The sequence below is a fragment of the Paraburkholderia sp. Ac-20342 genome (assembly GCF_017104985.1).
GTDB lineage: Bacteria > Pseudomonadota > Gammaproteobacteria > Burkholderiales > Burkholderiaceae > Paraburkholderia.
In genome coordinates this window covers 51,922-77,240 of record NZ_JAAGPQ010000026.1, presented here as the reverse complement: position 1 = coordinate 77,240, position 25,319 = coordinate 51,922, and the positions used below count along the sequence as shown (strand labels likewise).

Below are 25,319 nucleotides of genomic sequence, written 5' to 3'. Positions count from 1 at the left end.
CTGCCGCCGTTTCGGCGGTATCGGCGGGCGTTATAATCGATCAGGCGGCTGTCGTCGATACCGTCGGCGAAGAGGCGCACAGGAGACGCAGGCAACCCATCCTCATCTTGTCGGGACGTACAGTGTCGCCGCGTACCGGGCATCCAGCCAGGCATGCCAAACCAATCGGACTGTGTACACGTGAGCAAAGCGCGCGCAAATTCAGCGTTGAGGGCCGAAAAAACACCTCCCCTGGTATTGGAGCCCGAGCCGATCCATGGCGAAACGGCCAAGCAAAAGCTCCCGACGGAAGGTGATCTGCACGATGTCTACCGGCGTGTCAGACGCGACATCCTGAGCGGCGAACTCGCTCCCGGCGACATTCTGAATCAGGTCCATATTGCCAGGCGGTATGGCGTAAGCCGCACGCCGGTTCGCGAAGCATTGCGGATGCTTCAGGCCGAGAATCTCGTCGATGCGCAGTTCCAGCATCGGACTCGGGTTACCAAGGTCACGTCGCAGGAAGTCGATTCGGTCTACGCGACCTGGATTCTCATGCAGTCGCTGGGTATAGCGCTCACCGTGCCGCTGATGTCCGCCGACGAGATTTCAGCATTGACAGCGCATCTCGATCAGATGAACGATCGCTCGCCTCTGCACGATGGCACGCAGGACGAGTGGGAGCATCTGCATATCGACTTTCACCGGATGCTCGTCATGCATGCGGGACCGATCATCAAGGATTCGATCGACAATTGCTGGTCGCGTTCGGAGCGAGCGCGGCGTTTGCATATGCGCTCGGCGCCGCAGTCCTGGCTGGCGTCGGAAGAGGAGCACCGCGACGTGGTGATCGCCTTCGAAGAGGGCTCCGCCGACCAGGCCGTTCACGCGGCAAGCCGCCAGCTCGCGCGGAATGCTTTGGGGGTCATCGCCAGTATCGATCCCAGCTATGAACCACGGGCGATTCGCCAAGCCTTGAAGTTGACGCTTCAGGCCGGTACGGCAGCCGCGGACTCGACAAGCGCGTCGTTCGTCGCAGGTGCCGGTTTGCCCGCGCGCTCTACGGCCCGGAAGCGGACACGGACCTGAGCCGAGGCGCAAGCATACCGCCGGCGCCGACGGCGGATGCATTGCGCTGTGGAACGCGACAAGGGGCGTAGCCTGGCTTTGGCTTGTAGCGGGCACGCCTCTCGGTGGCCGTGCCGTAATGATCTTTCGCGGCATCGGCGGATTTCTCCCGTTCGACCGTCGTCGATACGGTCTCCATCCAGGGCTGCAACACCAGGGCCCCAACCCTGGTCGTCACGCATTCGCCGCCCGTCTCCCGCCGCAATGCCGATAACCCTCACGCAATTTCACGTTTCGCTGACTCCCACTGGATACGTCGTCCGCTTCGGTGCGCACCATACGATTTGGTGAGTAGCCAATTCACCAGGCTCGCCAGCTACGCATAAAGCACCCTGAAGCATCGCCTGCTAAATTACGACCGGCTTACGTCCTGACGAGGCTCAACGAGCCGCTCGAATCAGTACACGCGAACGCCATGCCGGTCACTTTTCGCATCGACACTGCACCCACATTAAAAACCGACCTGCCTCGAATTCTGCATACATTTATCGTGCATCACTCGAACAATCGAGCCGCGACGGTCTATAGAAGTCATCCCCGGGAAAATACCTAATCGGGCCATTCTTGGTGGTCTGACGGTGAAAATCCTTACGTCAAAAAATTAATTTTCCCTTTAAAAACAATATCAAATAGATGCATATCGCTTTTCTGGAGAAATCAGTTTTCTAGCCTGTCGATCTCCGATGACCCCCAAAAAATGTATCCACTTCAAAGTTTCTGTTGACATGTTGTTTTTGAAAAAGTGTACTTGCAACATGAAAAGTGCATCCATTTTTCACCCGCCGCACACGATGTCCACTGCCACTCGTCGAAGTTGGCAGGACACGCCGCAGAAGCTATTTGAAAGCGTTCAATTCCCCAATGTCTCGGAGTACACATGGAAACAGGCAACCTCACTGCGCGATTCGATGCTGAAGCTCAACCAAGGACAGATTCACCGCCGAAATACCGCTGGGCGATACTGTTTGCCGCCTGGATGGCGTTCATGCTCAGTTATGTAGACCGCGTCGCGTGGAGCAGCGTTGCGGCCTCGGTGGGCCAGAGCCTCGGGCTCTCGGTCGGGATGCTGGGAGCATTCGTGACCGCGTTTTATGTGGGGTACGTCGTTGCGAACGTAGCAGGAGGTTTGCTGACGGATACCATCGGGGCAAGACGCACCCTCACTTTTGCACTTCTGCCGCTTGGACTATCGACCTTTGCTTTCGGTTACGCCAATTCGCTCATGACAGGCATTGCACTGCAGATCGTGATGGGCGTGACCGCCGGCGCGGACTATGCCGCGGGAATGAAGATCATCGCCAGTTGGTTCGACCGCGAGCGCGGCCTCGCAATGGGTATCTACGGCACGGCAACGTCTCTTGCCGTTGTAGTGAGCAACGCGACCGTTCCTACGATTACGAAGAACTTCGGATGGTCCAGCGCGTTTCATCTGCTGGGTATCGTGACCTTCGTCTGGGGTCTCGTTTGCTTCGCAATGCTTCGCGATAGTCCGACGAAAACGAAGACGCCGTCGATCACACGAAGCGAAGTGCGCGAACTGCTGATGAATCGAAATCTCATCCTGGTCGCCCTTGCCGGCTTCGCGGGATTCTGGGCGACCGTCGGATTCGGCGCCTGGGGGAACGCATTGATGACCAAGCAGTACGGCCTTTCGCCCATTACGTCGGGAGCGATCCTGGCAGCGTTCGGTATTGGCGCGATGATCTCGAAGCCGCTGCTCGGCTGGTTCAGAGACTTCCTCGGGCACGGTTCCGGCAAGTATCTGCCCATCGTCTGTCTCCTCTGCTTCTCCGCGCTTCTGGTCGTGTTTGGCCGCTGCACGACGGAAACCATGTTCTACCTCGTTGCGCCGATTCTCGGAGCAGCCGCCTTCGGTTATACGCCGCTGCTCTATGTGCTTCTCACCGAGGCATCCGGTACGAAGGCCGCGGGCGCCGCATCTGGCCTCACCAATGCCGTGTGGCAACTCGGCAGCGTAATCGCGCCAATGGCAGTCGGTGCCGTGTACGGAAGTACCCACTCGTTCTCCCTTGCCATCGACACGCTCGCAGCCGGCCCGCTTTGTGGAGCGATCATTCTTTGTTTCTTGCGCCACAAGCCTGCCACCGCCTGACGAAAAGCGGCGGCGCACGCCTTCACGCACTGAGCTGATTTCGCGCTTCTCGCTCCCCGATTGGAAAGAGTAACGCCCGTACAAATTAAACAAGAACACACTTTTCCATTAGTAGAACTACTCATAATATATTTGGAGATTGTCATGAAGAAATGGATTCTGGCCTGCAGCCTGGTACCCTGCTGCGCCAGCCTTCCTGCATGGTCGCAAAGTTCTGTCACGCTCTATGGCCGAGCCGATGTATCGCTCCAGACGGGGAATGCCGCCGGTAGCAGTGCAACCCGACTCGATAGCAGCAATGTGGCTCCATCGGTTTGGGGAATGTTGGGTTCTGAAGACCTCGGGGGCGGCTACAAGGCCCTGTTCAAGCTCGAAAATGGCTTCAATCCCACCACGGGATCCATTGCGGGTTCGGGGAATCTTTTCGGTCGCGAAGCGTGGGTCGGCTTGAACGGACCCTTTGGTCAAATCCAGTTCGGATTGAATTACACGCCTTTCTTTACGACCTTGATCACGTTTGCTCAGGGTCCCCTCTCCACCTTCGGCTGGGGCAATGCATCGAACAACTACTTCTTTGTCGGGACGACGCGAAACAGCAATGCCATACGGTACAACTCGCCGACATTTGCCGGACTGACGTTGCGCGCCAGCTATTCCAACGGTTCGAATGGCGATCCGACGCTTCCCGCGTCGCTGGGTAGAACGGTTTCCGTAGGTCTGGCTTATCGTCTTGGCCAGTTCTCCGCCGACTTGAACTACCTTCAACAAAGTGCAGCCACGACGACTCCCGTGACCGCGGGTACGACGACCATCCAGGGCAATTATGTGATGGCAGCGATGATGTACGACTTTGACTGGATTCAACCCTCCATCATCTTCCAGACTCATCGCGGTGGTCAGAACGTGGCCGGTGCCAGCACGGCGACATTCCAGAACCCGAATAACAACTTCTATGATTTGTCCGTGCTGATCCGCCATATTGGTCCTGGCGTGTTCCTGCTCGACTTCGGTCAATACAAGCGACTCGGCGATAGTTCCGGGGACTCCACCACCTACGCGATTCGCTACGACTACTCCCTGTCGAAAAGAACCGGCGTCTATGTCGGCGCAGGACATGTCCGCAATGGCAGCAGCGCGACATTCTCGATGGCGGGCGCACAAGGAGCGGGACTGCCCACCAAACCCGGCGGTAGCGTCACGTCCTTTGTACTAGGTATGATCACGCGCTTCTGAAGCAGCGTTCGGCAGTCGTGCCGTTGGCGGGTTCGAATCCGAAAATTCGAACCCGCTTTTTTCTGGAGAAAGAAAAATGGCCCAATCCTGGGCCATTGTTCCTGCGTCATATTTTCCAGACCTAAACCGCAACTTACAGTGCGGAACTGACCACGCCTTTACCCGCGAAGAACGCATCGAGATTGTCTTCTGCGCGTTGCATCATCGCGGCGCGAGTCTCGACCGTATTGCTCGCCACATGGGGAGTCAGCACGACATTCTCGAGGCTTGCCAGTTCGGCGGACACGCCCGGCTCCTGCTCGAACACGTCGAGACCCGCGCCTGCAATGCGCGCGTCGCGAAGGTATTCGATGAGTACCTTTTCGTCGACCACCGAGCCACGCGAAACGTTGATCAAATAACCCTTCGGCCCGAGCGCATTCAGCACGTCAGTCGATACGAGCTTATTCGTCGCGGCGCCGCCAGCACTTGCCAGCACGAGAAAGTCCGCCCACTCAGCCAGTTCGACGGGTGTCGAAGCGTATTGAAATTGGCTTCCTTCGACCGGGCGGCGATTGTGATAGCGAACCTCCATGTCGAAGCCGAGCGCCCGGCGCGCGATCACCGAACCAATGCGCCCCATGCCAATGATACCGAGGCGTTTTCCCGAAACACGCGTGGTCATGGGGAAACCGCCCTTATACCAGTCACCACGACGCACAAACGCATCGGCTTTCGTGATGCCGCGAGCGACGTCCAACAGCAGTGCGAATGCAATATCTGCCACGCAATCGTTGAGTACTTCCGGCGTATAACCGACGGCGATATCGCGCTTGCGCAGCAATTCCAGGTCCAGTCCATCCAGACCCACTCCGAGACTCGACACGACCTTGAGATTCGGGAGTGCATCCAGAAGCGGGGCGCGCGCCCCGAATTTCGGATTGGTTGCGAGAGCCTCGATACCTTCGCCTTCAGCCTTGAGGAAACTCTCCTGATCCTGCGCCGCCGCGGGGAGAATGCGAGCGTCGTACTTTTTCTCCAGACGCGCCTGAAGCGCCGGAAGCAATGCACCTTGGGGAATCAGCAATCGATGTGCCATAGCGAAGACCTCTGGTTGGTTAAAGAAAGACGATCTAAATGTACCCACATTTCTCTCTCAGTGTTAGCATACTACCTAATCAGAACGTATGCACCTATCGATTGCGTAATGACGATGTAGTCCGGATTCCGGAGCAGTTGCGATCCGCGGCTACGCCATACCGGAACAGCGCATTTACTTTGGAGGATGATCAGTCATGACGGGCAGACTTAAGGCTTTCCTTACATACACGGACTATGAGCTTGCGAGCTACTACAGCGCGGCCGGACTTGAAAAACTCAGAAGCGTTGTCGACGTCGTCATGAACGACACGGGCCGCGTGCTTCAAGGGATAGAACTCGCCGAAGCGGCGCAAGGCTGCCAGATCATCCTCGCTCACCGCTCGTCACATGGTTTGTCGGAGACGTTCAAAGCATCGCCGGACCTGATCGCTTTCTGCCGGGCCGCGGTCGATATCAGCACGGTCGATATTCCCGCCGCAAGCGAGCGCGGCATTCTCGTGACCCGAGCCAGCGCCGGGTTTGGTACGGCGGTATCCGAGTTGGCACTCGCGATGATCTTCGATCTTGCGCGTGGCGTATCCCGTGCGCGACATGCCTATGCGCTCGGAGAAGAACCCGCGCTTGCCAAAGGTCTGCAAGTCAGTACATCGACCATCGGAATCGTGGGGTTCGGCGTCATCGGTGCTCGCCTCGCCGCGCTCGCAAGCCAACTCGGCATGACCGTAAAAGTATCCGATCCATTCGCGGACCCGACGAAGCTCGGCAATATGGCCGCCAGTTTCGACGAAGTGCTGTCCACTTCCGACTTCGTCGTATGTCTAGCCGCCGCAACGCCACAAACCGAGAATCTGTTTAACGCATCGGCCTTTGATCGCATGAAGCAAGGGGCGAGCTTCCTCAATCTCTCTCGCGGCCAGCTCGTCGACGAAGATGCGCTCGAAGCGGCGTTGGATCGGGGTCATTTGCGTGGCGCAGGTCTCGACGTCGGTCGCGCTGCCGACCAGAAGCCATCGTCGCGTTTTATCGGGCGTCCGGACGTGATCGCAATGCCGCACGTTGGCGGCATGACCGCCGAAGCGCGCGAACACCAAACGATGGATACGGTTCGACAGATCTCCGCGCTGGCCGCAAGAGAGATTCCGCCCGGCTCGGTCAATCTGGAAAGTGCCTACCGTCTCGAACGGATCGGCATCAACCCGGGCGCCGCCATTCAGAAGAAGGAATCGTGATGACCCATCTTCCGACATGGACCGCGGGAGATGAGCCGGCCACGCTGTCAGTGCCGCCCTTGAGCGTCGATTGTCATCATCATATCTACGACAATCGCTTCCCTTACGACCCGGAAACGAGCTTGCGCCCCGCGGATGCAACAGTCGCTCAATATCGAATCCTGCAGAAGCGACTCGGAATTTTCCGCAGCGTCGTCGTGCAGCCGTCCAGCTATGGCACGGACAACCGCTGTCTGGTCGACGCACTGAAACAGTTCGGCGACAACGCTCGCGGTGTGGCGGTTATCGATTCCCGAACGCCCGACGCGGACATTCGTGCAATGCACGACGCCGGCGTTCGCGGCATTCGATTCAATCTTTCGCGGCCCGCTGGCGCCAACATCGATCAGCTCGAAGCGCTTGCTCGCCGTATCGAACCCCTAGGTTGGCACGTTCAGGTACACACGCTCGGCGCCGCGTACGTTCAGCTCGAAAAATATCTCGCGGCTCTCCCGGTGCCTGTCGTGATCGACCATCTCGGCCGCGTCCCTCAACCGGCCGGCCTATCCCACGAAGTATTCGCGGTATTGCGCCGGCTCGTCGACAAAGGCAAGACGTGGATGAAGCTCTCCGGCGCCTATCACGATAGCCTCGATGGTGCGCCCTCTTATGCGGATACCGGCCGCATGGTGACCGAATGGCTGACGTCCGCTCCCGAGCGCGTCGTTTGGGGAACGGATTGGCCCCATCCCGCTGCCATGGTCGGCGAAAAACCAATGCCGAACGATGCCCGCCTGCTCGATCTTCTCGGCGAATGGGCGCCGAACAGTGCATTGATCCGAAAAGTTCTGGTCGACAACCCGATCGCGCTGTATGGCTTTTCAAGCGGTTCACAGGAGCGGTAAGCATGTCCTATATCGTCGTGTCGAAACACGAAACCTGGGCCCATCTGCGTATCGACCGCGCGGAGAAGCGCAATGCGATGAACCAGTCCGCGCGCCTTGACCTGCTAGCCGCGCTGGAAACGCTTGCGGGACACGTCAACGCGGTCGTCATCACCGGCTCGGATCAGTGGTTCTGCTGCGGCGTGGACATCAAGGAGCGCGCGCAATTTCTCGCCGAAGGCCGTCAGGACACCGCAGCCCAGGAAGGCATCGATCTGGCCATGGCGATCCGCGAGTTTCCCGGCGTGGTGATCGCGGCAGTCAACGGACTTGCGCTCGGTTACGGCGTCAATCTCGTGAACGCTTGCGATCTGGCCGTCGGCAGCGAACATGCCCGATTCGGATTGCCCGAACTGAAATCCGCGGCGTTTGCGAGCATGTCGGCAGCCACCAGTCATTTGTCCGGACTCAACCGGAAGCGTCTCGGATGGATGCTTTTCAACACGGAACCGGTCGACGCCGAGCTTGCCCTTTCATGGGGGCTGCTCAATGAGGTGATTCCCGCCGGGAACCTCGATTCGCGCGTGCGAGAGTTGGCCGGCAAGATCGGCCAATTCGATCGCCAGGTCCTGAACGAGACCAAGTATGCGCTTGCAAAACTCCCTGAATTTACGACGGATTGGCGTGCCGCGCTGAATTACGGACAGGACGTCGCGGCACGCATCAAGAGCCGCATCGCTACTCCGTAAAACGTCAGTCAATTGACTTCGAAAGCGCCCGGTCGAGAAGTCGCCGCTGAATTCGCGCAGCATTGGACTCCTGATAATCTGCAGAGAATATTCATCATGTCATTTCCTCTTAAAGGCTTTCGCGTACTCGATCTGACCAACGTGCTGTCAGGCCCCTTCTGCTGCCATCAGTTGGCGCACTTCGGCGCGGAAGTCATCAAGGTAGAAAATCCGAAAGGCGGCGATCTTGCCCGTCAACTCGGCGCCGATCCCGAACTCGTCAAGCGAGGCATGGGCATCTCCTATCTCGCCCAGAATGCCGGCAAGCGCTCGGTCACGATCGACTTCAAGCACCCTGAGGGAAAGGAGATCTTCCGCACGCTCGTCAAAAGCGCCCATGTCGTGGTCGAGAACTTTCGTCCGGGCGTAATGGACCGGTTGGGCATCGGCTATAAGGATCTTCTCGAAGTCAATCCGCGTCTGGTTTACTGCGCGATCACCGGGTTTGGGCAGGACGGTCCTCTCGCGGCGCGTCCGGCTTACGACCAGATCATCCAGGGCATGTCGGGCGTGATGAGCATCACCGGGGCGCCTGACACGGCACCTTACCGGGTCGGCTATCCCGTCGCCGACACGGTCGGCGGTCTGACCGCGGCATTTGCGGTGGCGGCCGCGCTGGCACAACCCGATCGAACGGGCGGTACGTACCTGGATGTCTCCATGCTGGCGTCGACCATGGTCTCGATGGGTTGGGCCATGTCGAACATGCTCATTGCAAAAAAAGAACCCGCGCCGATGGGCAACGAGAACATTACGGCCAGCCCGTCGGGTGCCTTCAAGACCGGTAGCGGCCTGCTGAATATCTCCGCCAACAAGCAGGAACAGTTCGAAGCGCTTTGCAGGACCGTAGGACGTCCGGACCTCTATACGGACGAGCGTTTCCATGAACGTCATGCTCGCCTGAAGAACCGCTACGAACTTCGTGATGAACTGGAACAGGCCCTCGCCGCCCGCGGAGCGGATGAGTGGTGCGATCTGCTCAACGACGTCGACGTTCCGTCCGGGCCCGTCTACCTGGTGTCGCAGGCGCTTGCCCAACCGCAGATTGCGGAACGCGGCATGGTCGGCGAATTCAGGAACGTGCCCGGCGTCGATCGTGACCTGCATCTGGTGCGGACCGGCGTGAAGATCGACGGGAACGATCCCTCGGTCGATTTTCCGCCGCGAACCCTGGGCGCCGACACCGTTGACATCCTGCACGAACTCGGTTTGGATGATGATCGCATCGAACGGCTCAGAACAGCGAAAGCCATCTGAAGCGTGAATGACGACTGCAAAAAACTGGAGATATCGAAATGACTCAAAGCGCGAATCTTGACTGGCCCGCCGGCTACCGTATCAATCCCCGTGTGCCGTCGGTCGGCAAGGACATCATCGAAGCATTCAAGGCACTTCCCACCGCGGCCATTGGCGACGCCATGAGCAGAAACGTGGGGACGTACGGGCTGCGGCAATACCATAGCGGCCTCGACGTGAGCATGTGCGGTCCGGCGGTCACCGTCCGTGTGAGGCCCGGCGACAATCTCATGATCCACAAGGCGTTGATGCTCGTGGAACGTGGCGACGTGCTGGTCATCGACGGCGGCGCCGACATCACTCAGGCGCTCGTCGGCGGCCTGATGCGCACCACCTGCATCGCGAAGGGTCTCGCGGGTCTCGTCATCGACGGCGCCGTTCGCGATCTCGTCGAGTGGGCCGAAGAAGGCATGCCCTGCTATGCGCGCGGCCACACGAGTCGCGGACCGAGCAAAGACGGTCCCGGAGAAATCAATATTCCCGTGGTCTGCGGCGGCCTGGCCGTTCTTCCTGGCGATATCGTCGTGGGCGATGCGGACGGCGTCGTTGCGGTGCCGGCCAACGACGCCGAGCGCATTCTGCGCAAGACGCTCGAACATCTGAAACGCGAGGACGCCATACGGGAATCGAATCGCACGGGAACGTCCGATCCGGAACGCTTCGACGCAGTTCTGAGAGCAAAGGGCCTGCCCATTTGAGTCGATTCGAGGCATCCCTTTCCGACTGACTCCTCCTACTCCGGAACATGAAGATCTCTTCGATTCAATGCTATACCGTTGATCCCGGCTTCCGCAGCCGGACCTGGATTTTCGTCAAGGTATCGACCGATGCCGGCATCCACGGCTGGGGCGAGGCGTATACGTTACGCGGACGCGATCGGGCAATCGTCGCCCAGATCGATGAACTCGGCACGGCATGCCTCGGCCGCAGTCCATTCAACATCAAGCACTTCACTCAAATCGTCCAGGACGATTTCGCTCAACGGCGTAGCTCGTTCGAACTCTATTGCGCGCAGAGCGCCATCGAGCAGGCGATGTGGGATATCGTCGGCAAAGCCTGCGGGCAGCCGGTTTATAACCTGCTCGGCGGCAAATGCCGCGAGAAGATTCGCGTCTATGCGAACGGCTGGAGCGATCACTGCAAGACACCCGACGAGTATGGCGAGGCGGCCGCGGCAGTCGTCGAGAAGGGCTTCACCGCCATCAAGCTGTCGCCGCTACCGGGCACCTGGAGAACGTACGTACCGCGGGAGCATGAACATCACGTCGTTTCCGTGATTCGCGCGGTTCGAGACGCGGTCGGCCCCAAGGTCGATATCCTGCTCGACATGCTCAGGCGCCTCAACGCGGGATCGGCAAGCCGTCTCGGGCGTCAGTTGGAACCGTTCGATCTGTACTGGTACGAAGAACCGTGTTGGGCCGAGAACGTCGACGCACTCGCGGAAGTTCGCAGCAAGGTCGGCATTCCGGTCGTGACGGGCGAAACGCTCTACGGCAAAGCCGCATTCCAGCCGGTGCTCGAGCGTCGGGCCGCGGATATTCTGAATCCGGACATCTGCAACGTCGGCGGCATTCTCGAGCTGAAGGAAATCGCAGCGATGGCGGAACCCCACTATGTCGCCATCTCGCCTCACAACTTCAATTCGACCACGATCGCGCTCAATGCGACCGTGCATGCCGCAGCAGTCATGCCGAACTTTACGTTGACCGAGTACTATCTGCCGTTCGCCGATTTTGCAACGAAGATTTGCCCGGCTCAGTTGATTCCCGAAAACGGCTTCATCGCACTGCCGGATGCCCCGGGGCTGGGACTCGATCTGGATGAATCGCTCCTGCGGCAGTACGCGGGTTTTGCCGGCATTGCACCGGCTCTGGCCAGTCCGGAAATCGAGCGCTAAATCAAACGATAACGCGCGGCCGGCGAGAGCTTTATTCCTGTACGACGCTCTCGTCCGCTGGAAACTCCGGCATGATCAACGGTGCACGCGCCCGATCCTCTAACGAGGTCGTCAATATCTTGAGCAGCTTGATGAACTGCTTCTGCTGAGTTTCCGTAAAACAATCCATGAGCGACGCCGAAGCATGCTCGGTGGGAGCCTGGGCTTCTTCGAGTAAGGCAACGCCCTTTTTGGTCAGCGCCAGCGCGATTCGACGCCCCCGGCCGGTGCCGGTATCCCGGGTCATCAATCCTCTTTCGACGAGACCGCGCAGCACGTACATCACCGTGACCTTGTCGAATCCAAGACACCTGGACAAGCGGGCTTGATCGATGCCCGGCGTGGCCGCGAGTACCGACAAAACCGCAAACTGAGCGGGAGTCAACGACAACTCCCGACACTCCTGCTCAAAAACGCCCGACGATATCTGGTAGGCACGTCGCAGGAGAAAACCAGGACGGTCATACATTTTGATAAGACGTGATTTAGGGTCTTTGTACATGTGGCTCAGGTCGTGAAACGTCGGAATTCGCTGAACCGGCGCTGGGGGACATCACCCGCCGGGCCTATCGATCAGACAATGTCGCGTATTTTCGCACATGATTCCAGGCGTACCGATCGCGGGCTCACACTCCTTCCATGCCGTTCGCGCTGCCGCGAACGAGACTTCACTGGCGACATAAACCAACGAAGAAGGACAGCCCCGCAGCTGCCCCTGTTCGGAAACGCAAGACGGGATACCGTCGCTTCAGCCTCGACGGCACGCACGCTCAGAGAATAAACGTCAGATTGCCCTGCCACGTATCGCGATTGATGAGAAGGACCTTCTTTTCAGCAATCCGAAGTTCGCCGTTCACTTCGCGCAGAACATAATCCACCTGCGAGACGACAGGCACGATATCGCCAATGCCTTTTTGCCCGAAGTCGCCTCTGCGCATCTCGTAGACGATCTGGCTCGACGACACCTTGTACAGTTCTTCGCGGTTCTCCACCATGACGTTGCTGATGAAGTGGACCGTGCGAGAACGCGGCGATTGCGCGGGAAAGTCCGTATGCAGGATGTGATAGACCCGCTCCTCGCGACGCAACGTCGGGTCGTAAATAATCGCACTCTGCGACTGGATCGGGGCATTCTCGACAATGGGAATCCAGTACAGCCCGTCTTCGGTGAACAGCGTCAGCCATTCATCCAGCTTCAGATCGTCCAGCAGGCGAGCTTCCCGATACAGGAACTGCTCGACCCTGCCGCGCACGCTCGCCTCTTCTTGCAGGCTAATGGTTTCGGAAAAGAACACGACACAAGTCTCCAGGTTGGCATTTCAATTCGATGTTGAGCCGGGCGGCTACTTGCCGGTCATCAACTTGTCCCACTCGCGCCACAAAGCGCGTTGCGGAGCCTCGCTCGTTGTCAGGCCCTTGAAGTCGCCGTCGCCAGTCGGCTTGTCGGTCTCGACGCCGCGCTCGAGAATGAGCCATTCGACGGCGCTGCCTGCGAGACCTTGCTGGTTGCGCGCGAAAATTTCCACGTCGTCGGCCTGCCCGTGACCCGCCGGGCCGTAGAAGCGCTCCTGGCTGCGCAGCATGCCTTCGTTGTAGCCGGCCGGCGCGCCCTTGAGTTCGTAGGGATAGATGGTCACTTCGGTGAGGTCCGGCGCAATCGGTCGCCAGACTCGCACCTGATTGTGAATCAGTCCGAGATTCGGGAAGATCGATGCCGACAGCTTTCCGGTCATCGAAGCGAGCGTTTGCGCGCCATGCCGGTCGACGATGCCCTGGAAATAGTCGCCATACTCTCCGTTCAGATACGAGTCGATCTCTCCGGACGGCGTCTCGACCAGTCCATGACCGTTCTCGCAATCCCACGTCACGCCGGAGAACCGCACCTCGCGCATTTTCTTGGCCGAGCCGCCTTTATGCACATCGAAGTCCCCGGTCGTCTGACCGTACTTCGCCTGAAGCTGAACGAACGCCTTATGCGTATGCATGAAGTGGTATTCGTCGACGATGTTCTCGGCCTGGAACTTCCAGTTGCCCTGATAGCGGCTCACATACGGACGCGAAACGAAGTCGATCTCGCCAACCGGCGACATGTCGAGCTTGCGGTCGATGACGCCCTTGGCGCGGCCCAGGTACTCTTCGAGCGGTTGAACGTCCGGATTGAAGCTCGCGAAAATGAAACCGCGATAGGTCTCGACACGCAGACGCAGAAGCCCCTCGGGAGCAGCGAAGTCATCCGAGTACCCGCCGGCCTCGCGCCGCTCGGACATGGCAAGCAGCTTGCCGTCCAGGCCATAGACCCAACCGTGGTACGGACAGTTGAATTCCGTTCCGTGACCGTGGCTATCACGGCAGATCACCGCGCCGCGATGTACGCATCGATTGACGAGAACATGCACCTTGTTCTCGGCGTCGCGGCTGACGATCACCGGCTGCATGCCGATATAACTGGTTTGATAGTCGCCGGCATTCGGAATCTGGCACTCGTGTGCCACGAAGACCCAGGTCTTCTTGAAGATTTTCTCCATCTCGGCGGCAAAGACCGACGGATCGGTATAAGCACGCGTATGAATGCGGAACGTCCTGGGTGCCCGCTTGACGAGGCCGTGGGTATCGGCAGCAGATTCGCTTTGGGCAAACCAGATCTTTTCACTGACGCACTGAGTTTCAGACACGATCGATCACTCCTTCGTTTGCGTTGGACGCAAGTGTTTAGTCCATGAAGCGGCCGCCCGAGAGATTGAGCGTCTCTCCGGTGACATAACCCGCGTCTTTGGAAGCGAGAAACAGAACAGCGTGCGCGGCCTCTTCGGAGCGCCCCGGGCGGCCGACCGGAATGCCCTTGACCACTTCGGCGCCATCCGGCATGGAGGCGACCTGCACGTCGAACAGCGCGGTCGCCAGCGTGTTGACCGTTACCCCGGTCGGGGCAAGCTCGGCGGCCAGCGTGCGCGAGAAGGTGACGAGGCCGCCTTTGGCCGCCGCGAACGGCGCAACGTGCTTATGCACACCGGTCTTTCCGGACATCGAGATGAAGGACATGATCCGGCCGAATCCGCGTGGCACCATGCGCCTCGCGCCTTCCTGCATGCACAGAATCGGCCCGATCAGTTCCTGCTCGACGACCGCCCGATACTCATCCGGCGTGAAATCCAGCGCATTGCCCGAGGCAATCGGCGGAGCAACGTTGACCAGAATCTCGACCGGACCGTGCTCTTTCTCGCATCGATCGAAGAACTGACGGATCGATGCCACATCGCTCGTGTCGACATCGAATTGCACGGTGCCGGACAGGGGCGTTTTCTCTCCGCCCCGACTCGGCGTTCCTACCGCGACCCGCGCACCCTGTTCGACAAACGCGCGGACGACAGCCGGCCCGGTGCCCGCATGGGCGCCGATGATTGCAACGGAGGTTCGTTCGAATTCCATAACATTCCTTTCTTGATCCATACGGTGAGCCGTAGTCGAAGCCATTCGCGATTACCCGTCAATCAGAATGGATTCGCCTTCGACCTTGATCGGGAAAACTCGCAATGGCTTCTGTACCGGGCCCGAAACCGCCTCACCCGTGGAGATCCGGAAAACGCCGCCATGCAGAGGACATTCGACGCAATCGCCATCGATATACCCGTCTGACAGATGCGCATGAGCATGCGTACAGACGTCATGCGTTGCGAAGAACGTGCCACCCACGTTGTAGATGGCAATGGGCTCCCCGGAGACACACACCTGGAGTGCCTCGCCTTCCTCTACATCTGATTTCTTTGCGACTTCTTGCCAGCTCATCGGGTTTTCCTCTCATCAGGCCGCAACGGCCGCCGTCGAAGCGGCCAGTAGTTCTTTCAGGGACAGGCCGGTATCGCCGAGTTTCTCCGCGGGCAACGGCCATCCGGTCTGCAGAAGCTTCTTGACCAATGGACGCTCTCTGCCTGTCGAAATAAGCTCTGCGCCAATCAGGTCACGTCCGCGAAAATGAAAAATCGTGCCTTTCTCACCGTCGTCGCTCATCCGCCTGACCGAGCTTTCCGAATCGCAAACGCAACCGAGGATCTGCAGATTGAGTCCGTACTGGTCACTCCAGAACCACGGTGGAGGTTCTTCTTCGCCTTCGGCGGCATCCGTGCCGACAAAGCTGGCCACAATCGAGAGTCCTGCAATCCGGGCCTGGTTCTCCGCACTCTCCCAGGATTCCAGGCGCATGTCCTTTCCGAACCAGGGATGAACGCGTGTGGCGACATCCCCCGCAGCCCATACGATCCCGGCTGAGGTCCGGCAGTTTTTATCCACGCTGATTCCGTTCGTACACCTGATCCCGGCCGCGTCCGCCAGCTCTGAATTAGGCAACGCCCCGACACCGGCGACGATGACATCCGCCACGACCGAAGTGCCGTCGCTCAGCATCAACTCGGTTTCGGTCGCGCCCTGTCGTCCCGAAACGATCGTTACGCCGAACCTGAACTTCACGCCGTTATCCGCGTGCAGGCGTTGCAAGTGCGTCGATACGTGCGGACTGACGGCTCGCTCGATGAGCCGTGGCCGCGCTTCGATGACCGTCACCGCGCAACCCCGGCGAATCGCACCCGCGGCAATCTCCAGCCCGATGAATCCGCCGCCGATCAGCACAACCCTGTTGCGGCCATCGAGCAACGGCTTCAGGCGCTTCGCGTCTTCAATATTCCTAAGCGACAGAATCCGCTCGGGCGCCACACCCGGAATGGAAACAGTCCGGGCACGCGAGCCTGTCGCGATCAGAATGCGATCGGACTTGATCCGCAACCCGTTCCCGAGGTCGACAGCACCGGACCCGGGATCGATCGCCTCGACACGCTTGCCAAGCTCGAGATCCACTTCATGGTCGCCGTAGAAACTGTCGTCCAGTACGTAAGGCGCTTTGAAGCCGGTCTCGCCAAAGAGCGCTTCTTTCGACAGCGGCGGGCGTTCGTAAGGTAAATGGGTCTCCTCGCCGATTAACGTAATGCCACCGTCGAACCCCGCATGGCGCATCGTCGAGATACATCGGGCAGCAGCCTGTCCAGCTCCAATTACGGTTACACACACGTCCCGCCGCATGGTTTTGCCCTCTTACGCCACTTCCGCCGTCTTCAGGCTTTCCGGATTCGGATGAACCAGCAGCCCGACCAGGTCCTTGACGTTCGGATGGGTATCGAAGCTCCAGATTGCATGCAGCACGTTCTGCGAATGTGCGTGACCGAAGATCGGGTCCACGTTCTCGTAGAACTTCGCTTCCATGTCTTCGCGGGTCAGCGGCTGCAGCGGGTGGCCCGGATGCGGCCGGGCGTCGCCCTTATGCACCTTGCCGCTCGCATCCGTCACTTCGACGCGCGTGATGAAGCCGCCTGCCGAGCCCAAGCAAAGCGCGGGATCGACCTCGACTTTGACCTTCTCGTTGAGGAACGTCTGCCGCGCGGGATCGATAACGCGTTCGACGTCGAAGCTTTCCAGCTTGATCTGGCCTTCGAGCAGCGCGGCAGTCACGATATACGGCAGCGAATGGTCGGCCGTCTCGCGCGAGAACGGATGCCACGGGTCCGAACGGCGACGGACCAGATGGTCATAGACCATTTCGTCGGTGTACACGGTCACGCTTTGCGCCGAAGCCATGTCCTCGATCTTGCCCGCGAGGCTGATGGCCGACTGAATGGCGCTCTGGCCGCGCGAACCCACCGGCCAGCGCTTGTAGCGCACTTCGGTGACACGCTTGAGCGGCTTCGACGGATCGAGCCGATCGAACAGGCGTTGAATCACATCGTCCGGCGTCCTGATCTTCGCCAGCAAACCGCTGCGGCCCTCGAACGGGCGCACCACGCCCTCGACACCGACTTCCGCGAGCAGAACCGAATAGACCGCATGGCGGATCGCGTCGCTGCCGTTGAAACGCTTCCACATGGTCAGATCGCCGCGAGCATTCAGTTCGTGCGATTCCGATTCGTCGCTCACGTAGTTCGATACGACCGCAATCGCGATGGCCTCGCGCGCAGCCGCTTCCGAAAGACCGACGAGGCGGGAGAACGCGCAGACCGCGGCAATCGTCACCAGCATCGGATAGTCCCAGCCGTTCGAATCGATGTCGAACGTATCGAACAGGCTGATACAGACGTCGTACCCGACCGCCAGCGCCGTCAGAACCTGCTTGCCGGTATGGCCGCGCGATTCGGCGAGCGCCAGCAGACCGGGAATGATGTCGCTCGGATGCCCGGCAGCCTTGCCGAAATAGAAGTCGTTGTAGTCGTATCCGCGCAGCGGAACGCCGTTGACCAGCGTCGCGGCTTCGACGTTGGTGCGCTGACCGCTGCCCCAGATAGTGACGCCTTGCGGAACATCGAACAGCGCGGCGTACTTGCGGGCGCGCTGCGCCGGGGGATGAGGCAAGGCGCCGAGCGAGACTGCCAGCGCGTCGACGAGCGCCGACTTCGCCGCCTGGGTCGACTCCGCATCGAGGTCGCCCGACACCTGGGTCGCAAATTTAGCGAAAGCGGTAAGCAGTCGATCTTCCTTCATGGTATTGCCAGCCATAAGTTGCTCCATGTGAGTTAGTGCACTACCTTTATTAAGGTAGCATGCTAACAACTATGGCGATAAAAGCAAGTGTTCGAAATTGATTTTTTGCGGTGTGGGGCATGCGAAGTGCCGTGCGGTTCCTCTGCAACCGCTACCTGAAAAATGCGGGGATTCAGGGCTGCGGGACCGCCAGCACGGGCTGATGCGAAGTTGAAGCGCAGGGAGAAGAGGTCACGGCGCCCGCGCCTGCCTGGCGTAAACACCTATCTGTCGACTGGCGGGATGTAAGGGGAATGGCGGGTTCGGGTGGAAAGGATGGCGGTTTGGCGCGCCGCCGAACGTTGGTCAAGAATCGGGGTTGGCGGAAAAAGCGGCGGGGATTTCAATCACTGCTTTTACGCTGACTTTCCCGCTCGCGTAAGCGTTGGCTATCCCACACACCAAGCTCTATTGCATGCTGAAGCATCGCAATGGTCAGAGTTTGCTTCTCATACAGGCGATCGCCCAGGATTTTCTTGCGGATCCACCCGTCAAGAAAAGGAATCGGAAACCCCGATGCCTCAATTTCAAAGTACCGGTGAAAATCATAGTCGCCGCGCGCGACGTGGAATTGCTCAAAAAAATCTTCCATTAATTGATTGGCATCGTCACCCGTTATGCCGAAATCATCTTCTATGACGCTTGAAGAGAAGATTTTTTTACCATCGGGGATGCCAACTTCTTTGTGAAAGAATTGCTCCAGCTCAACCGAAGCTTCCCGCTGTCGCGTCATTTATCCGATCCTCTTCGTTGACAATCTGGTTGTAGCGCATCACGGAAAGAATGACTATTTTCACCACATCGTAGACTGCGAGTGTTGCACCGAGCCATGGAATCCAGCGCCCAATGAACGCTCCCAAATTTCTTGTCATCGAGAATTGGAATCGCCGAACCGATCTCGATGTAAGCGTAGGCAGGATAGCCTTTTCAAAATTGACATCAACAAGGACCCGGAGAACAAGCGATGCAATTGATGTTCCGGCCGTTGCTCCCCCAGGTTTCGAGCGGGTTGGAATCCACGGACGGCCAAGCAGAATCATCGTTACGGCCGTCACACCGCTATAGTCCTTTAATTCAAAATATTTGCAGGTTTCCTCGACCGTTATGCAGAGGAAAAGCGTTTGAGCCTCTACGGATTTTCCACCATAGCTATAAGCGAGAGGTTTTTCCGTTAGAGCATCATTTATAAGGCGTTCGTAATCGTTCATTGTCGCTTCTAGTCCTTAACCCGGCATCAACTAACGCTGTTCCGTTTCACATCAATCAGCGCGGTCACAGCGCCTTGACTCACACCGATCGGGCTCTGCACTGCGTATTCCTTCTTCATTTGCACAAAAGACAGTGCCACATGTTCCAATGCCAATCCGGCTCCTGCTGCTAGCTCGACGTGCGTCACGATCACGTCAAACATCGTGATTTTCAAATATTCAAGAGGAATGTCACCTGCTTTACGCATGGTAAGCACGACGTTGGGAACATGCCTCCCCTGAAAACAGTAGCTCGCAAGATTCGGGCTTGCCGTGTCGATCATGTGAGTGAAGCTCAACGCGGAAGCACTGACCTTTGCCACGCTGCCAGAACAGGAGCGCGTTCTGGACTGCTGACTCGCGCTCCAGTTCCAGCCAAGCACTTCGATTTCGTCGCGATGTGTTAGATCCTGTGATTCGCCGTCAACGCCGTTGATCTTGATAAAAATATCGTGCGCCATTCGGAAACTCCAAAGCGATGAGGACGGTTCATGCTGTGCAGAGACTGCGTGCACACTCGGCTAGCCATGTCTCCCCAGTCATTCCAGAGCATTGCGAACAGTATTGATATCGGAGAACTCCGAAAAAACGATCACCCGTGGAAAAATTTCCAAGGAAATGGCATGAGACGTTGCCAAGAGTGATGGAAGCGTTGCAATCTCAACGAAGCAGCGTTTACTTTGGTTTTTTTGGTTTTTGCTTCAAGGAATAAGCGACGCGCTGCCGCTCAAAGGCACAATCGTGACGATCGACGAGACGGAATACCAGTCGGATGCAAATCGCGCATCGACGGCACGATTATCGAGGCTCAGGCCAATTACGCCCCGGCGATGAAGGAAAGCCTATCGGCGCTCTCGAAGCTGATGTGGAATGCTTTCTACGCCTATACGGCGCCGGCCCGCGCTCCATGCAGGCAAATCAAACGAACACTGCAAGGCTGTGCTGAATTATCCAAAAAGCCCGCCACACACGCGGGCACTCCCCTCGCCCCATCAATCCAAAACGCGATCCAAGCCCAGATCACGCCGCCGTAAAACGAATCACCCCATCCGCATCCTGCGTGCGCTTCAACTCCCCCGCACGCCACAGCAGATGCAAATGCGCGAGCGCCTCACCCATCGCGAACGTCATCTGATGAATATCGAGTTGGCGCTTGAACATCAGCGGCACGATGTCGGCGGCGCTGCGCGGTTTCTCCGCGCACGCTTCGCGCACCTCGGCGAGCCGCGCGTCGTGATGCTCGCGCAACTGGCGAATGCGCGTGCGCACGCCGCGAAATGGCTTGCCATGCGAAGGCAGCACGAGCGTCGCTTCCGGCATCGTCTCGTAGCGGCCGAGCGATTCCAGATACAACTCCAGCGGCGAACCCTCTGGCTCGATATCGAACACCGACACGTTCGTCGAAATGCGCGGCAGCACCATGTCGCCGGAAATCAGCGTGCCGGTCTCTTCGCAATGCAGCGCGCAATGCTCGGGCGAATGACCGAAGCCCGTCACGACACGCCACGTTCTACCGCCGATCCTCACGTCCTCGGCTTCGCGCAGACGCCGGTATTGCCCCGGAATCGCCGGCACGAGGCTCGAGTAATAACTCTTGCGATTGCGCAGTTTGTCGAGCGATTCGTCGTCGTTCAGGCCATGCCGCGCGAAGTGCCGCGCCGCCGCTTCGCCACCCGCGTTCGAACCGTCGCCGGTTGCCATCACGCGCGCCTGCATGTATTCGCCGAGCGTCATCCACAGTCGCGCGTCCCAGCGCTGTTTCCCGCCGCCGCCGCACACCCAGTGCGCGAGGCCGATGTGGTCCGGGTGACAATGCGTGACGATCACGCGCAACACCGGCAGGCCGTCGAGCACCGACTCGAACACACGCTCCCAATTCGCCTTGATCGTGTCCGACGTGATGCCGCAATCGACCACGGTCCAGCCCTGTTGCCCATCGATTTCATCGCGCAGCAGCCACAGATTGATATGGTCGAGCGCGAACGGCAGCGGCATGCGCAGCCACAGCACGCCCGGCGCGACTTCCATCGTGCGGCCCGCGTCGGGCAGCGTGTCGTTGAATGGGTATTGGAGTTGGTGTTCGAGTGCATTCATGGGGACTGTCTTCCTCCGGCGGCCGGGCGGCATGGCGAGGTGTGCGATGCCGCCCGGCGTGGTTGTGGTTGCGTTCCGTTCAGCTTGACGATAACGTAAACGTCGATTCTATCGTCCAATCCGGTTTTGTGCCCGGCCATCCGGCCACGAGATGTCCCGATGAACACGCAATACACGATCACCGAACTCGCACGGGAATTCGACGTCACGCCACGCGCGATCCGTTTCTACGAAGATCAGGGTTTACTCTCGCCGAGCCGCGAAGGATCGAGCGGCTTGCGGCGCGTCTATTCGGGCCGCGACAGAACGCGGCTCAAACTGACGCTGCGCGGCAAACGGCTTGGCTTTACGCTGTCGGAAATTCGCGATCTGCTCGACGTCTACGAATCGCCGACCGACACCGTGCCGCAACTGCAAGCGTTTCTCGCCACGGTGGCGCGTCATCGCGAAGTACTCGAACGTCAGCGCGAAGATCTCGACGCGACGCTCGAAGACCTCGTGCAATATGAAACACAAGCGCGCGAGTTGCTGGAGCACGGCCAGCGCAGCGCGAAACCTGCCTGAGATGACCTGAGTTTTTCCGACCTTGACTCGCGTTCGCGGAGCCCGCGTCTCATGAATCACTTCCCCAAGCTGTTGTCGTCGCAAATCGGTTTCGACGTCGCACAGACGATGCTCGAAGGGTTCGACCGCCACTACCGGGTCTTTCGCGACGCCGCGATTCACGCGAAAACGCTTTTCGAAACGGGCGACTGGCACGGTCTGCAAAAGCTCGCGCGCGATCGCATCACGTCCTATGACGATCGCGTGCAGGAATGCGTGGAACTGCTCGAAGACGAATACGACGCGGAGAACATCGACAGCGAAGTGTGGCAGCAGATCAAGCTGCATTACATCGGCCTGCTCACCACGCACCGGCAGCCCGAATGCGCGGAAACGTTCTTCAATTCGGTGTGCTGCAAGATTCTGCACCGCTCGTATTTCAACAACGATTTCATTTTCGTGCGCCCGGCGATCTCGACCGAGTACATCGAGAACGACGAGCCCGCTGCAAAGCCGACCTATCGCGCGTACTACCCCGGCAAGGATGGCCTCGCGGCGACGCTCGAACGGATCGTCACGAACTTCCAGCTCGATCCGCCGTTCGAGGACCTGCAGCGCGACGTTGGCTGCGTGATGCAGTCGATCCACGACGCGTTCGGCGTGTTCGACGAAGCGCCGAACTTCCAGATTCACGTGCTCTCGTCGCTGTTCTATCGCAACAAGTCGGCGCATATCGTCGGGCGCATCATCAACGGCGACGCACTACTGCCGTTCGCGCTGCCGCTGCGCCACGTGAAGCCGGGCGTGCTCGCGCTCGACACGGTGCTGCTCAGGCGCGAGCAGTTGCTCATCATCTTCAGCTTCTCGCATTCGTATTTTCTCGTCGACATGGAAGTGCCGTCGGCCTACGTCGAGTTTCTCGGCACGATCATGCCGGGCAAGCCGAAAGCGGAAATCTACACGTCGCTCGGCCTGCAGAAGCAGGGCAAGAACCTGTTCTATCGCGATCTGCTGCATCACCTCTCGCATTCGAGCGATCACTTCATCATCGCGCCCGGCATCAAGGGACTCGTGATGCTCGTGTTCACGCTGCCGTCGTTTCCGTACGTCTTCAAGCTCATCAAGGACAACTTCCCGCCGCCGAAGGACACCACGCGCGCGCAGATCCAGGAGAAGTATCAGCTCGTCAAGCGCCACGATCGCCTCGGCCGCATGGCCGACACGCTCGAATATTCGAGCGTCGCGCTGCCGCTTTCGCGGCTCGACGAAACGCTCCTGCGCGAACTCGAAAAGGAAGTGCCCTCGCTGATCGAATACGAGGGCGCGAACCTCGTGATCCGCCATATGTACATCGAGCGGCGCATGGTGCCGTTGAACCTGTTCCTGCAGAACGGCAACGACGACGACGTCGAACACGGCATCAAGGAATACGGCGACGCGGTGAAGGAACTGATTCAGGCGAACATCTTCCCCGGCGACATGCTGTACAAGAACTTCGGCGTCACGCGTCATGGCCGCGTCGTGTTCTACGACTACGACGAGATCGAATACCTGACCGACTGCAACGTGCGCGTGGTGCCGCCGCCGCGCAACGAGGAAGACGAAATGTCGGGCGAGCCGTGGTACGCGATCGGTCCGCACGATATTTTCCCGGAGACGTACGGCACGTTTCTGCTCGGCGATCCGCGCGTGCGCCGCTCGTTCATGCAGCATCACGCGGACTTCTTCGATCCGGCGTTGTGGCAAAGGCACAAGGATCATCTGCTGAAGGGCGAGTTGCCCGACTTTTTCCCGTATGACCAGAGCGTGCGCTTTTGCGTACGCTATCCGGAGCGCTTCAGTAAGGTATCCGATACGCAGGCTGACGAACCCGACGTGCGCGTGGCCTGATAAATCTCACGAGGATTCGCATCAGGCCACGCGCGACGCTAGCCATCCAGGCTATGACCAAGGAGCAGAACCATGAGTGAGACGAACCCCAGCGGCGCCCACGCCGATCCGATCGTGATCGTCAGCGCGGCGCGCACGCCGATGGCGGGCTTTCAGGGCGACTTCGCGGCACTCGCCGCGCCGCAACTCGGCGCGGTCGCGATCGAAGCCGCCGTGCAGCGCGCGGGCCTGAAACCCGGGCAGATCGACGAAGTGGTGATGGGCTGCGTGCTGCCCGCCGGCCTCGGCCAGGCGCCCGCGCGCCAGGCCGCGCTCGGCGCGGGCCTGCCGCTCGCCACCGGCTGCACGACCGTCAACAAGATGTGCGGCTCGGGCATGCGCGCGGCGATGTTCGCGCACGACATGCTCGCGGCCGGCTCGCTCGACGTGATCGTCGCGGGCGGCATGGAGAGCATGACGAATGCGCCGTACCTGCTGCCGAAGGCGCGCGGCGGCATGCGCATGGGCCACGGCCAGGTGCTCGACCATATGTTCTACGACGGCCTCGAAGACGCCTACGAAAAAGGCCGTCTGATGGGCACGTTCGCCGAGGAATGCGCGGCATCGTTCGCTTTCACGCGCGAGGCGCAGGACGCGTTCGCGGTCGAATCGCTGAACCGCGCAAAGCGCGCGAACGAGGACGGCTCGTTCGACTGGGAAATCGCACCGGTCAAGGTGGCGAGCCGCAAGGGCGAGGTCACGATCACGCACGACGAGCAGCCGTTCAAGGCCAACCTCGAAAAGATCCCGACGCTCAAGCCCGCGTTCAGCAAGACCGGCACCGTGACGGCGGCGAATTCGTCGTCGATCTCGGACGGCGCCGCCGCGCTCGTGATGATGCGCGAATCGACGGCGAAGCGGCTCGGCGTCGCGCCGCTCGCGCGCGTGGTTGGTCATTCGACCTTCGCGCAGGAGCCCGCGAAGTTCACCACCGCGCCGGTCGGCGCCATCCATAAGCTGTTCGGAAAGAACGGCTGGCGTGCCGGCGAGGTCGATCTGTACGAGATCAACGAAGCGTTCGCGGTCGTCACGATGGCCGCGATGAAGGAGCACGGCTTGCCGCACGACAAGGTCAACGTGCATGGCGGCGCATGTGCGCTCGGCCATCCGATCGGCGCCTCGGGTGCGCGCATTCTCGTCACGCTGATCGGCGCGCTCCGCAAGCGCGGCGACAGGCGCGGCGTCGCGACGCTGTGCATCGGCGGCGGCGAGGCGACGGCGATGGGTATCGAACTCGTCTGACGCGCCGGCTTCGACACCTGATTCACGGCGCCGAAGCCGCGCCGGCAATGAATGAGAAACAAGC

The 25,319-nt window shown here is 59.5% G+C and carries 24 protein-coding genes; 12 read left to right on the top strand and 12 right to left on the bottom strand.

Translation table 11 applies throughout. From position 1 onward, the window contains the following. Window positions 1–180 precede the first annotated feature (180 nt). From G3N58_RS13355 to G3N58_RS13345, 3 genes are all read left to right on the top strand, one after another. Window positions 181–1,068: a GntR family transcriptional regulator gene (locus G3N58_RS13355; RefSeq protein WP_205989848.1), complete on the top strand. Its 888-nt coding sequence runs from the start codon at window positions 181–183 to the stop codon at window positions 1,066–1,068. A gap of 916 nt (window positions 1,069–1,984) precedes the next feature. After that, window positions 1,985–3,220 (top strand): MFS transporter, encoded by a 1,236-nt coding sequence (locus G3N58_RS13350; RefSeq protein WP_167042394.1) that lies wholly within the window; start codon window positions 1,985–1,987, stop codon window positions 3,218–3,220. Window positions 3,221–3,364: 144 nt separating this feature from the next. Then, the gene (locus G3N58_RS13345; RefSeq protein ID WP_167042392.1) at window positions 3,365–4,453 is read left to right on the top strand and encodes a porin; all 1,089 of its coding nucleotides are present in this window, start codon (window positions 3,365–3,367) and stop codon (window positions 4,451–4,453) included. A 133-nt stretch (window positions 4,454–4,586) separates the two neighbouring features. Here the strand turns inward: G3N58_RS13345 and G3N58_RS13340 are convergent, their stop codons facing one another. Next, window positions 4,587–5,531: a 2-hydroxyacid dehydrogenase gene (locus G3N58_RS13340; RefSeq protein ID WP_167042390.1), complete on the bottom strand. Its 945-nt coding sequence runs from the start codon at window positions 5,529–5,531 to the stop codon at window positions 4,587–4,589. A 196-nt stretch (window positions 5,532–5,727) separates the two neighbouring features. On the opposite strand from G3N58_RS13340, the gene G3N58_RS13335 reads away from it, so the two are divergent. The 6 genes from G3N58_RS13335 (at window position 5,728) to G3N58_RS13310 (ending at window position 11,606) form a co-directional block, all read left to right on the top strand. Beyond that, the gene (locus G3N58_RS13335) at window positions 5,728–6,762 is read left to right on the top strand and encodes an NAD(P)-dependent oxidoreductase (RefSeq protein WP_205989847.1); all 1,035 of its coding nucleotides are present in this window, start codon (window positions 5,728–5,730) and stop codon (window positions 6,760–6,762) included. Beyond that, entirely contained in the window at window positions 6,762–7,646 is an 885-nt protein-coding gene (locus G3N58_RS13330; protein ID WP_205999369.1) for an amidohydrolase family protein, read from the top strand. The genes G3N58_RS13335 and G3N58_RS13330 overlap by 1 nt, the downstream gene beginning before the upstream one ends. Then, window positions 7,556–8,374: an enoyl-CoA hydratase/isomerase family protein gene (locus tag G3N58_RS13325; RefSeq protein WP_205999368.1), complete on the top strand. Its 819-nt coding sequence runs from the start codon at window positions 7,556–7,558 to the stop codon at window positions 8,372–8,374. The genes G3N58_RS13330 and G3N58_RS13325 overlap by 91 nt, the downstream gene beginning before the upstream one ends. Window positions 8,375–8,470: 96 nt before the next feature. Beyond that, window positions 8,471–9,670, top strand: a complete 1,200-nt coding sequence (locus tag G3N58_RS13320; RefSeq protein WP_167042382.1) for a CaiB/BaiF CoA-transferase family protein — start codon at window positions 8,471–8,473, stop codon at window positions 9,668–9,670. A gap of 38 nt (window positions 9,671–9,708) precedes the next feature. Then, window positions 9,709–10,407, top strand: a complete 699-nt coding sequence (locus G3N58_RS13315; RefSeq protein ID WP_167042380.1) for an RraA family protein — start codon at window positions 9,709–9,711, stop codon at window positions 10,405–10,407. A 47-nt stretch (window positions 10,408–10,454) separates the two neighbouring features. Next, the gene (locus G3N58_RS13310; RefSeq protein ID WP_205999367.1) at window positions 10,455–11,606 is read left to right on the top strand and encodes a mandelate racemase/muconate lactonizing enzyme family protein; all 1,152 of its coding nucleotides are present in this window, start codon (window positions 10,455–10,457) and stop codon (window positions 11,604–11,606) included. Window positions 11,607–11,637: 31 nt separating this feature from the next. Here the strand turns inward: G3N58_RS13310 and G3N58_RS13305 are convergent, their stop codons facing one another. From G3N58_RS13305 to G3N58_RS13255, 11 genes are all read right to left on the bottom strand, one after another. Beyond that, the gene (locus G3N58_RS13305; protein WP_167042376.1) at window positions 11,638–12,147 is read right to left on the bottom strand and encodes a MarR family transcriptional regulator; all 510 of its coding nucleotides are present in this window, start codon (window positions 12,145–12,147) and stop codon (window positions 11,638–11,640) included. Between the two features lie 268 nt (window positions 12,148–12,415). Next, a complete protein-coding gene (locus tag G3N58_RS13300) occupies window positions 12,416–12,940 on the bottom strand; it encodes an aromatic-ring-hydroxylating dioxygenase subunit beta (protein ID WP_167282318.1) in 525 nt (174 codons plus the stop codon). Window positions 12,941–12,988: 48 nt separating this feature from the next. Then, entirely contained in the window at window positions 12,989–14,317 is a 1,329-nt protein-coding gene (locus G3N58_RS13295) for a Rieske 2Fe-2S domain-containing protein (protein ID WP_205999366.1), read from the bottom strand. 37 nt (window positions 14,318–14,354) lie between these two features. Next, complete coding sequence (locus G3N58_RS13290) at window positions 14,355–15,071, bottom strand: SDR family oxidoreductase (RefSeq protein ID WP_205989843.1); 717 nt, start codon at window positions 15,069–15,071, stop codon at window positions 14,355–14,357. 51 nt (window positions 15,072–15,122) lie between these two features. Next, complete coding sequence (locus tag G3N58_RS13285) at window positions 15,123–15,428, bottom strand: non-heme iron oxygenase ferredoxin subunit (RefSeq protein ID WP_167042370.1); 306 nt, start codon at window positions 15,426–15,428, stop codon at window positions 15,123–15,125. A 15-nt stretch (window positions 15,429–15,443) separates the two neighbouring features. Continuing rightward, a complete protein-coding gene (locus tag G3N58_RS13280) occupies window positions 15,444–16,712 on the bottom strand; it encodes an FAD-dependent oxidoreductase (RefSeq protein WP_205999365.1) in 1,269 nt (422 codons plus the stop codon). A 12-nt stretch (window positions 16,713–16,724) separates the two neighbouring features. Next, window positions 16,725–18,176: an MmgE/PrpD family protein gene (locus G3N58_RS13275; protein WP_167042366.1), complete on the bottom strand. Its 1,452-nt coding sequence runs from the start codon at window positions 18,174–18,176 to the stop codon at window positions 16,725–16,727. Window positions 18,177–18,543: 367 nt separating this feature from the next. Further along, window positions 18,544–18,933, bottom strand: a complete 390-nt coding sequence (locus G3N58_RS13270; protein WP_205999364.1) for a DUF1493 family protein — start codon at window positions 18,931–18,933, stop codon at window positions 18,544–18,546. Then, entirely contained in the window at window positions 18,905–19,408 is a 504-nt protein-coding gene (locus G3N58_RS13265) for an STM2901 family protein (RefSeq protein ID WP_205989841.1), read from the bottom strand. Before G3N58_RS13265 ends, G3N58_RS13270 begins: the two co-directional genes overlap by 29 nt. 26 nt (window positions 19,409–19,434) lie before the next feature. After that, on the bottom strand, window positions 19,435–19,908 hold the full coding sequence (locus G3N58_RS13260) for a type VI secretion system tube protein Hcp (RefSeq protein WP_205999363.1): 474 nt from the start codon (window positions 19,906–19,908) through the stop codon (window positions 19,435–19,437). Between the two features lie 559 nt (window positions 19,909–20,467). Further along, window positions 20,468–21,541 carry an MBL fold metallo-hydrolase gene (locus G3N58_RS13255; RefSeq protein WP_205999362.1) on the bottom strand — a complete coding sequence of 358 codons (1,074 nt, stop codon included), beginning with the start codon at window positions 21,539–21,541 and terminating at the stop codon, window positions 20,468–20,470. Window positions 21,542–21,700: 159 nt separating this feature from the next. Between G3N58_RS13255 and G3N58_RS13250 the strand changes: the two genes are divergently transcribed. The 3 genes from G3N58_RS13250 (at window position 21,701) to G3N58_RS13240 (ending at window position 25,255) form a co-directional block, all read left to right on the top strand. Next, window positions 21,701–22,105 (top strand): MerR family DNA-binding transcriptional regulator, encoded by a 405-nt coding sequence (locus G3N58_RS13250; protein WP_167042355.1) that lies wholly within the window; start codon window positions 21,701–21,703, stop codon window positions 22,103–22,105. Between the two features lie 51 nt (window positions 22,106–22,156). Continuing rightward, a complete protein-coding gene (aceK, locus tag G3N58_RS13245; RefSeq protein ID WP_205999361.1) occupies window positions 22,157–23,974 on the top strand; it encodes a bifunctional isocitrate dehydrogenase kinase/phosphatase in 1,818 nt (605 codons plus the stop codon). Between the two features lie 72 nt (window positions 23,975–24,046). Continuing rightward, window positions 24,047–25,255, top strand: a complete 1,209-nt coding sequence (locus tag G3N58_RS13240) for an acetyl-CoA C-acetyltransferase (RefSeq protein ID WP_167042352.1) — start codon at window positions 24,047–24,049, stop codon at window positions 25,253–25,255. Window positions 25,256–25,319: the final 64 nt, after the last annotated feature.

What these genes read in the sequence shown, in the direction of transcription:
- G3N58_RS13350 (WP_167042394.1), top strand. Translation starts at nt 1,985, where the DNA reads ATGGAAACAGGCAACCTCACTGCGCGATTCGATGCTGAAGCTCAACCA.
- G3N58_RS13345 (WP_167042392.1), top strand. Translation starts at nt 3,365, where the DNA reads ATGAAGAAATGGATTCTGGCCTGCAGCCTGGTACCCTGCTGCGCCAGC.
- G3N58_RS13340 (WP_167042390.1), bottom strand. Translation starts at nt 5,531, where the DNA reads ATGGCACATCGATTGCTGATTCCCCAAGGTGCATTGCTTCCGGCGCTT.
- G3N58_RS13335 (WP_205989847.1), top strand. Translation starts at nt 5,728, where the DNA reads ATGACGGGCAGACTTAAGGCTTTCCTTACATACACGGACTATGAGCTT.
- G3N58_RS13330 (WP_205999369.1), top strand. Translation starts at nt 6,762, where the DNA reads ATGACCCATCTTCCGACATGGACCGCGGGAGATGAGCCGGCCACGCTG.
- G3N58_RS13325 (WP_205999368.1), top strand. Translation starts at nt 7,556, where the DNA reads ATGGGCGCCGAACAGTGCATTGATCCGAAAAGTTCTGGTCGACAACCC.
- G3N58_RS13320 (WP_167042382.1), top strand. Translation starts at nt 8,471, where the DNA reads ATGTCATTTCCTCTTAAAGGCTTTCGCGTACTCGATCTGACCAACGTG.
- G3N58_RS13315 (WP_167042380.1), top strand. Translation starts at nt 9,709, where the DNA reads ATGACTCAAAGCGCGAATCTTGACTGGCCCGCCGGCTACCGTATCAAT.
- G3N58_RS13310 (WP_205999367.1), top strand. Translation starts at nt 10,455, where the DNA reads ATGAAGATCTCTTCGATTCAATGCTATACCGTTGATCCCGGCTTCCGC.
- G3N58_RS13305 (WP_167042376.1), bottom strand. Translation starts at nt 12,147, where the DNA reads ATGTACAAAGACCCTAAATCACGTCTTATCAAAATGTATGACCGTCCT.
- G3N58_RS13290 (WP_205989843.1), bottom strand. Translation starts at nt 15,071, where the DNA reads ATGGAATTCGAACGAACCTCCGTTGCAATCATCGGCGCCCATGCGGGC.
- G3N58_RS13285 (WP_167042370.1), bottom strand. Translation starts at nt 15,428, where the DNA reads ATGAGCTGGCAAGAAGTCGCAAAGAAATCAGATGTAGAGGAAGGCGAG.
- G3N58_RS13280 (WP_205999365.1), bottom strand. Translation starts at nt 16,712, where the DNA reads ATGCGGCGGGACGTGTGTGTAACCGTAATTGGAGCTGGACAGGCTGCT.
- G3N58_RS13275 (WP_167042366.1), bottom strand. Translation starts at nt 18,176, where the DNA reads ATGGCTGGCAATACCATGAAGGAAGATCGACTGCTTACCGCTTTCGCT.
- G3N58_RS13270 (WP_205999364.1), bottom strand. Translation starts at nt 18,933, where the DNA reads ATGACGCGACAGCGGGAAGCTTCGGTTGAGCTGGAGCAATTCTTTCAC.
- G3N58_RS13265 (WP_205989841.1), bottom strand. Translation starts at nt 19,408, where the DNA reads ATGAACGATTACGAACGCCTTATAAATGATGCTCTAACGGAAAAACCT.
- G3N58_RS13260 (WP_205999363.1), bottom strand. Translation starts at nt 19,908, where the DNA reads ATGGCGCACGATATTTTTATCAAGATCAACGGCGTTGACGGCGAATCA.
- G3N58_RS13255 (WP_205999362.1), bottom strand. Translation starts at nt 21,541, where the DNA reads ATGAATGCACTCGAACACCAACTCCAATACCCATTCAACGACACGCTG.
- G3N58_RS13250 (WP_167042355.1), top strand. Translation starts at nt 21,701, where the DNA reads ATGAACACGCAATACACGATCACCGAACTCGCACGGGAATTCGACGTC.
- aceK (WP_205999361.1), top strand. Translation starts at nt 22,157, where the DNA reads ATGAATCACTTCCCCAAGCTGTTGTCGTCGCAAATCGGTTTCGACGTC.
- G3N58_RS13240 (WP_167042352.1), top strand. Translation starts at nt 24,047, where the DNA reads ATGAGTGAGACGAACCCCAGCGGCGCCCACGCCGATCCGATCGTGATC.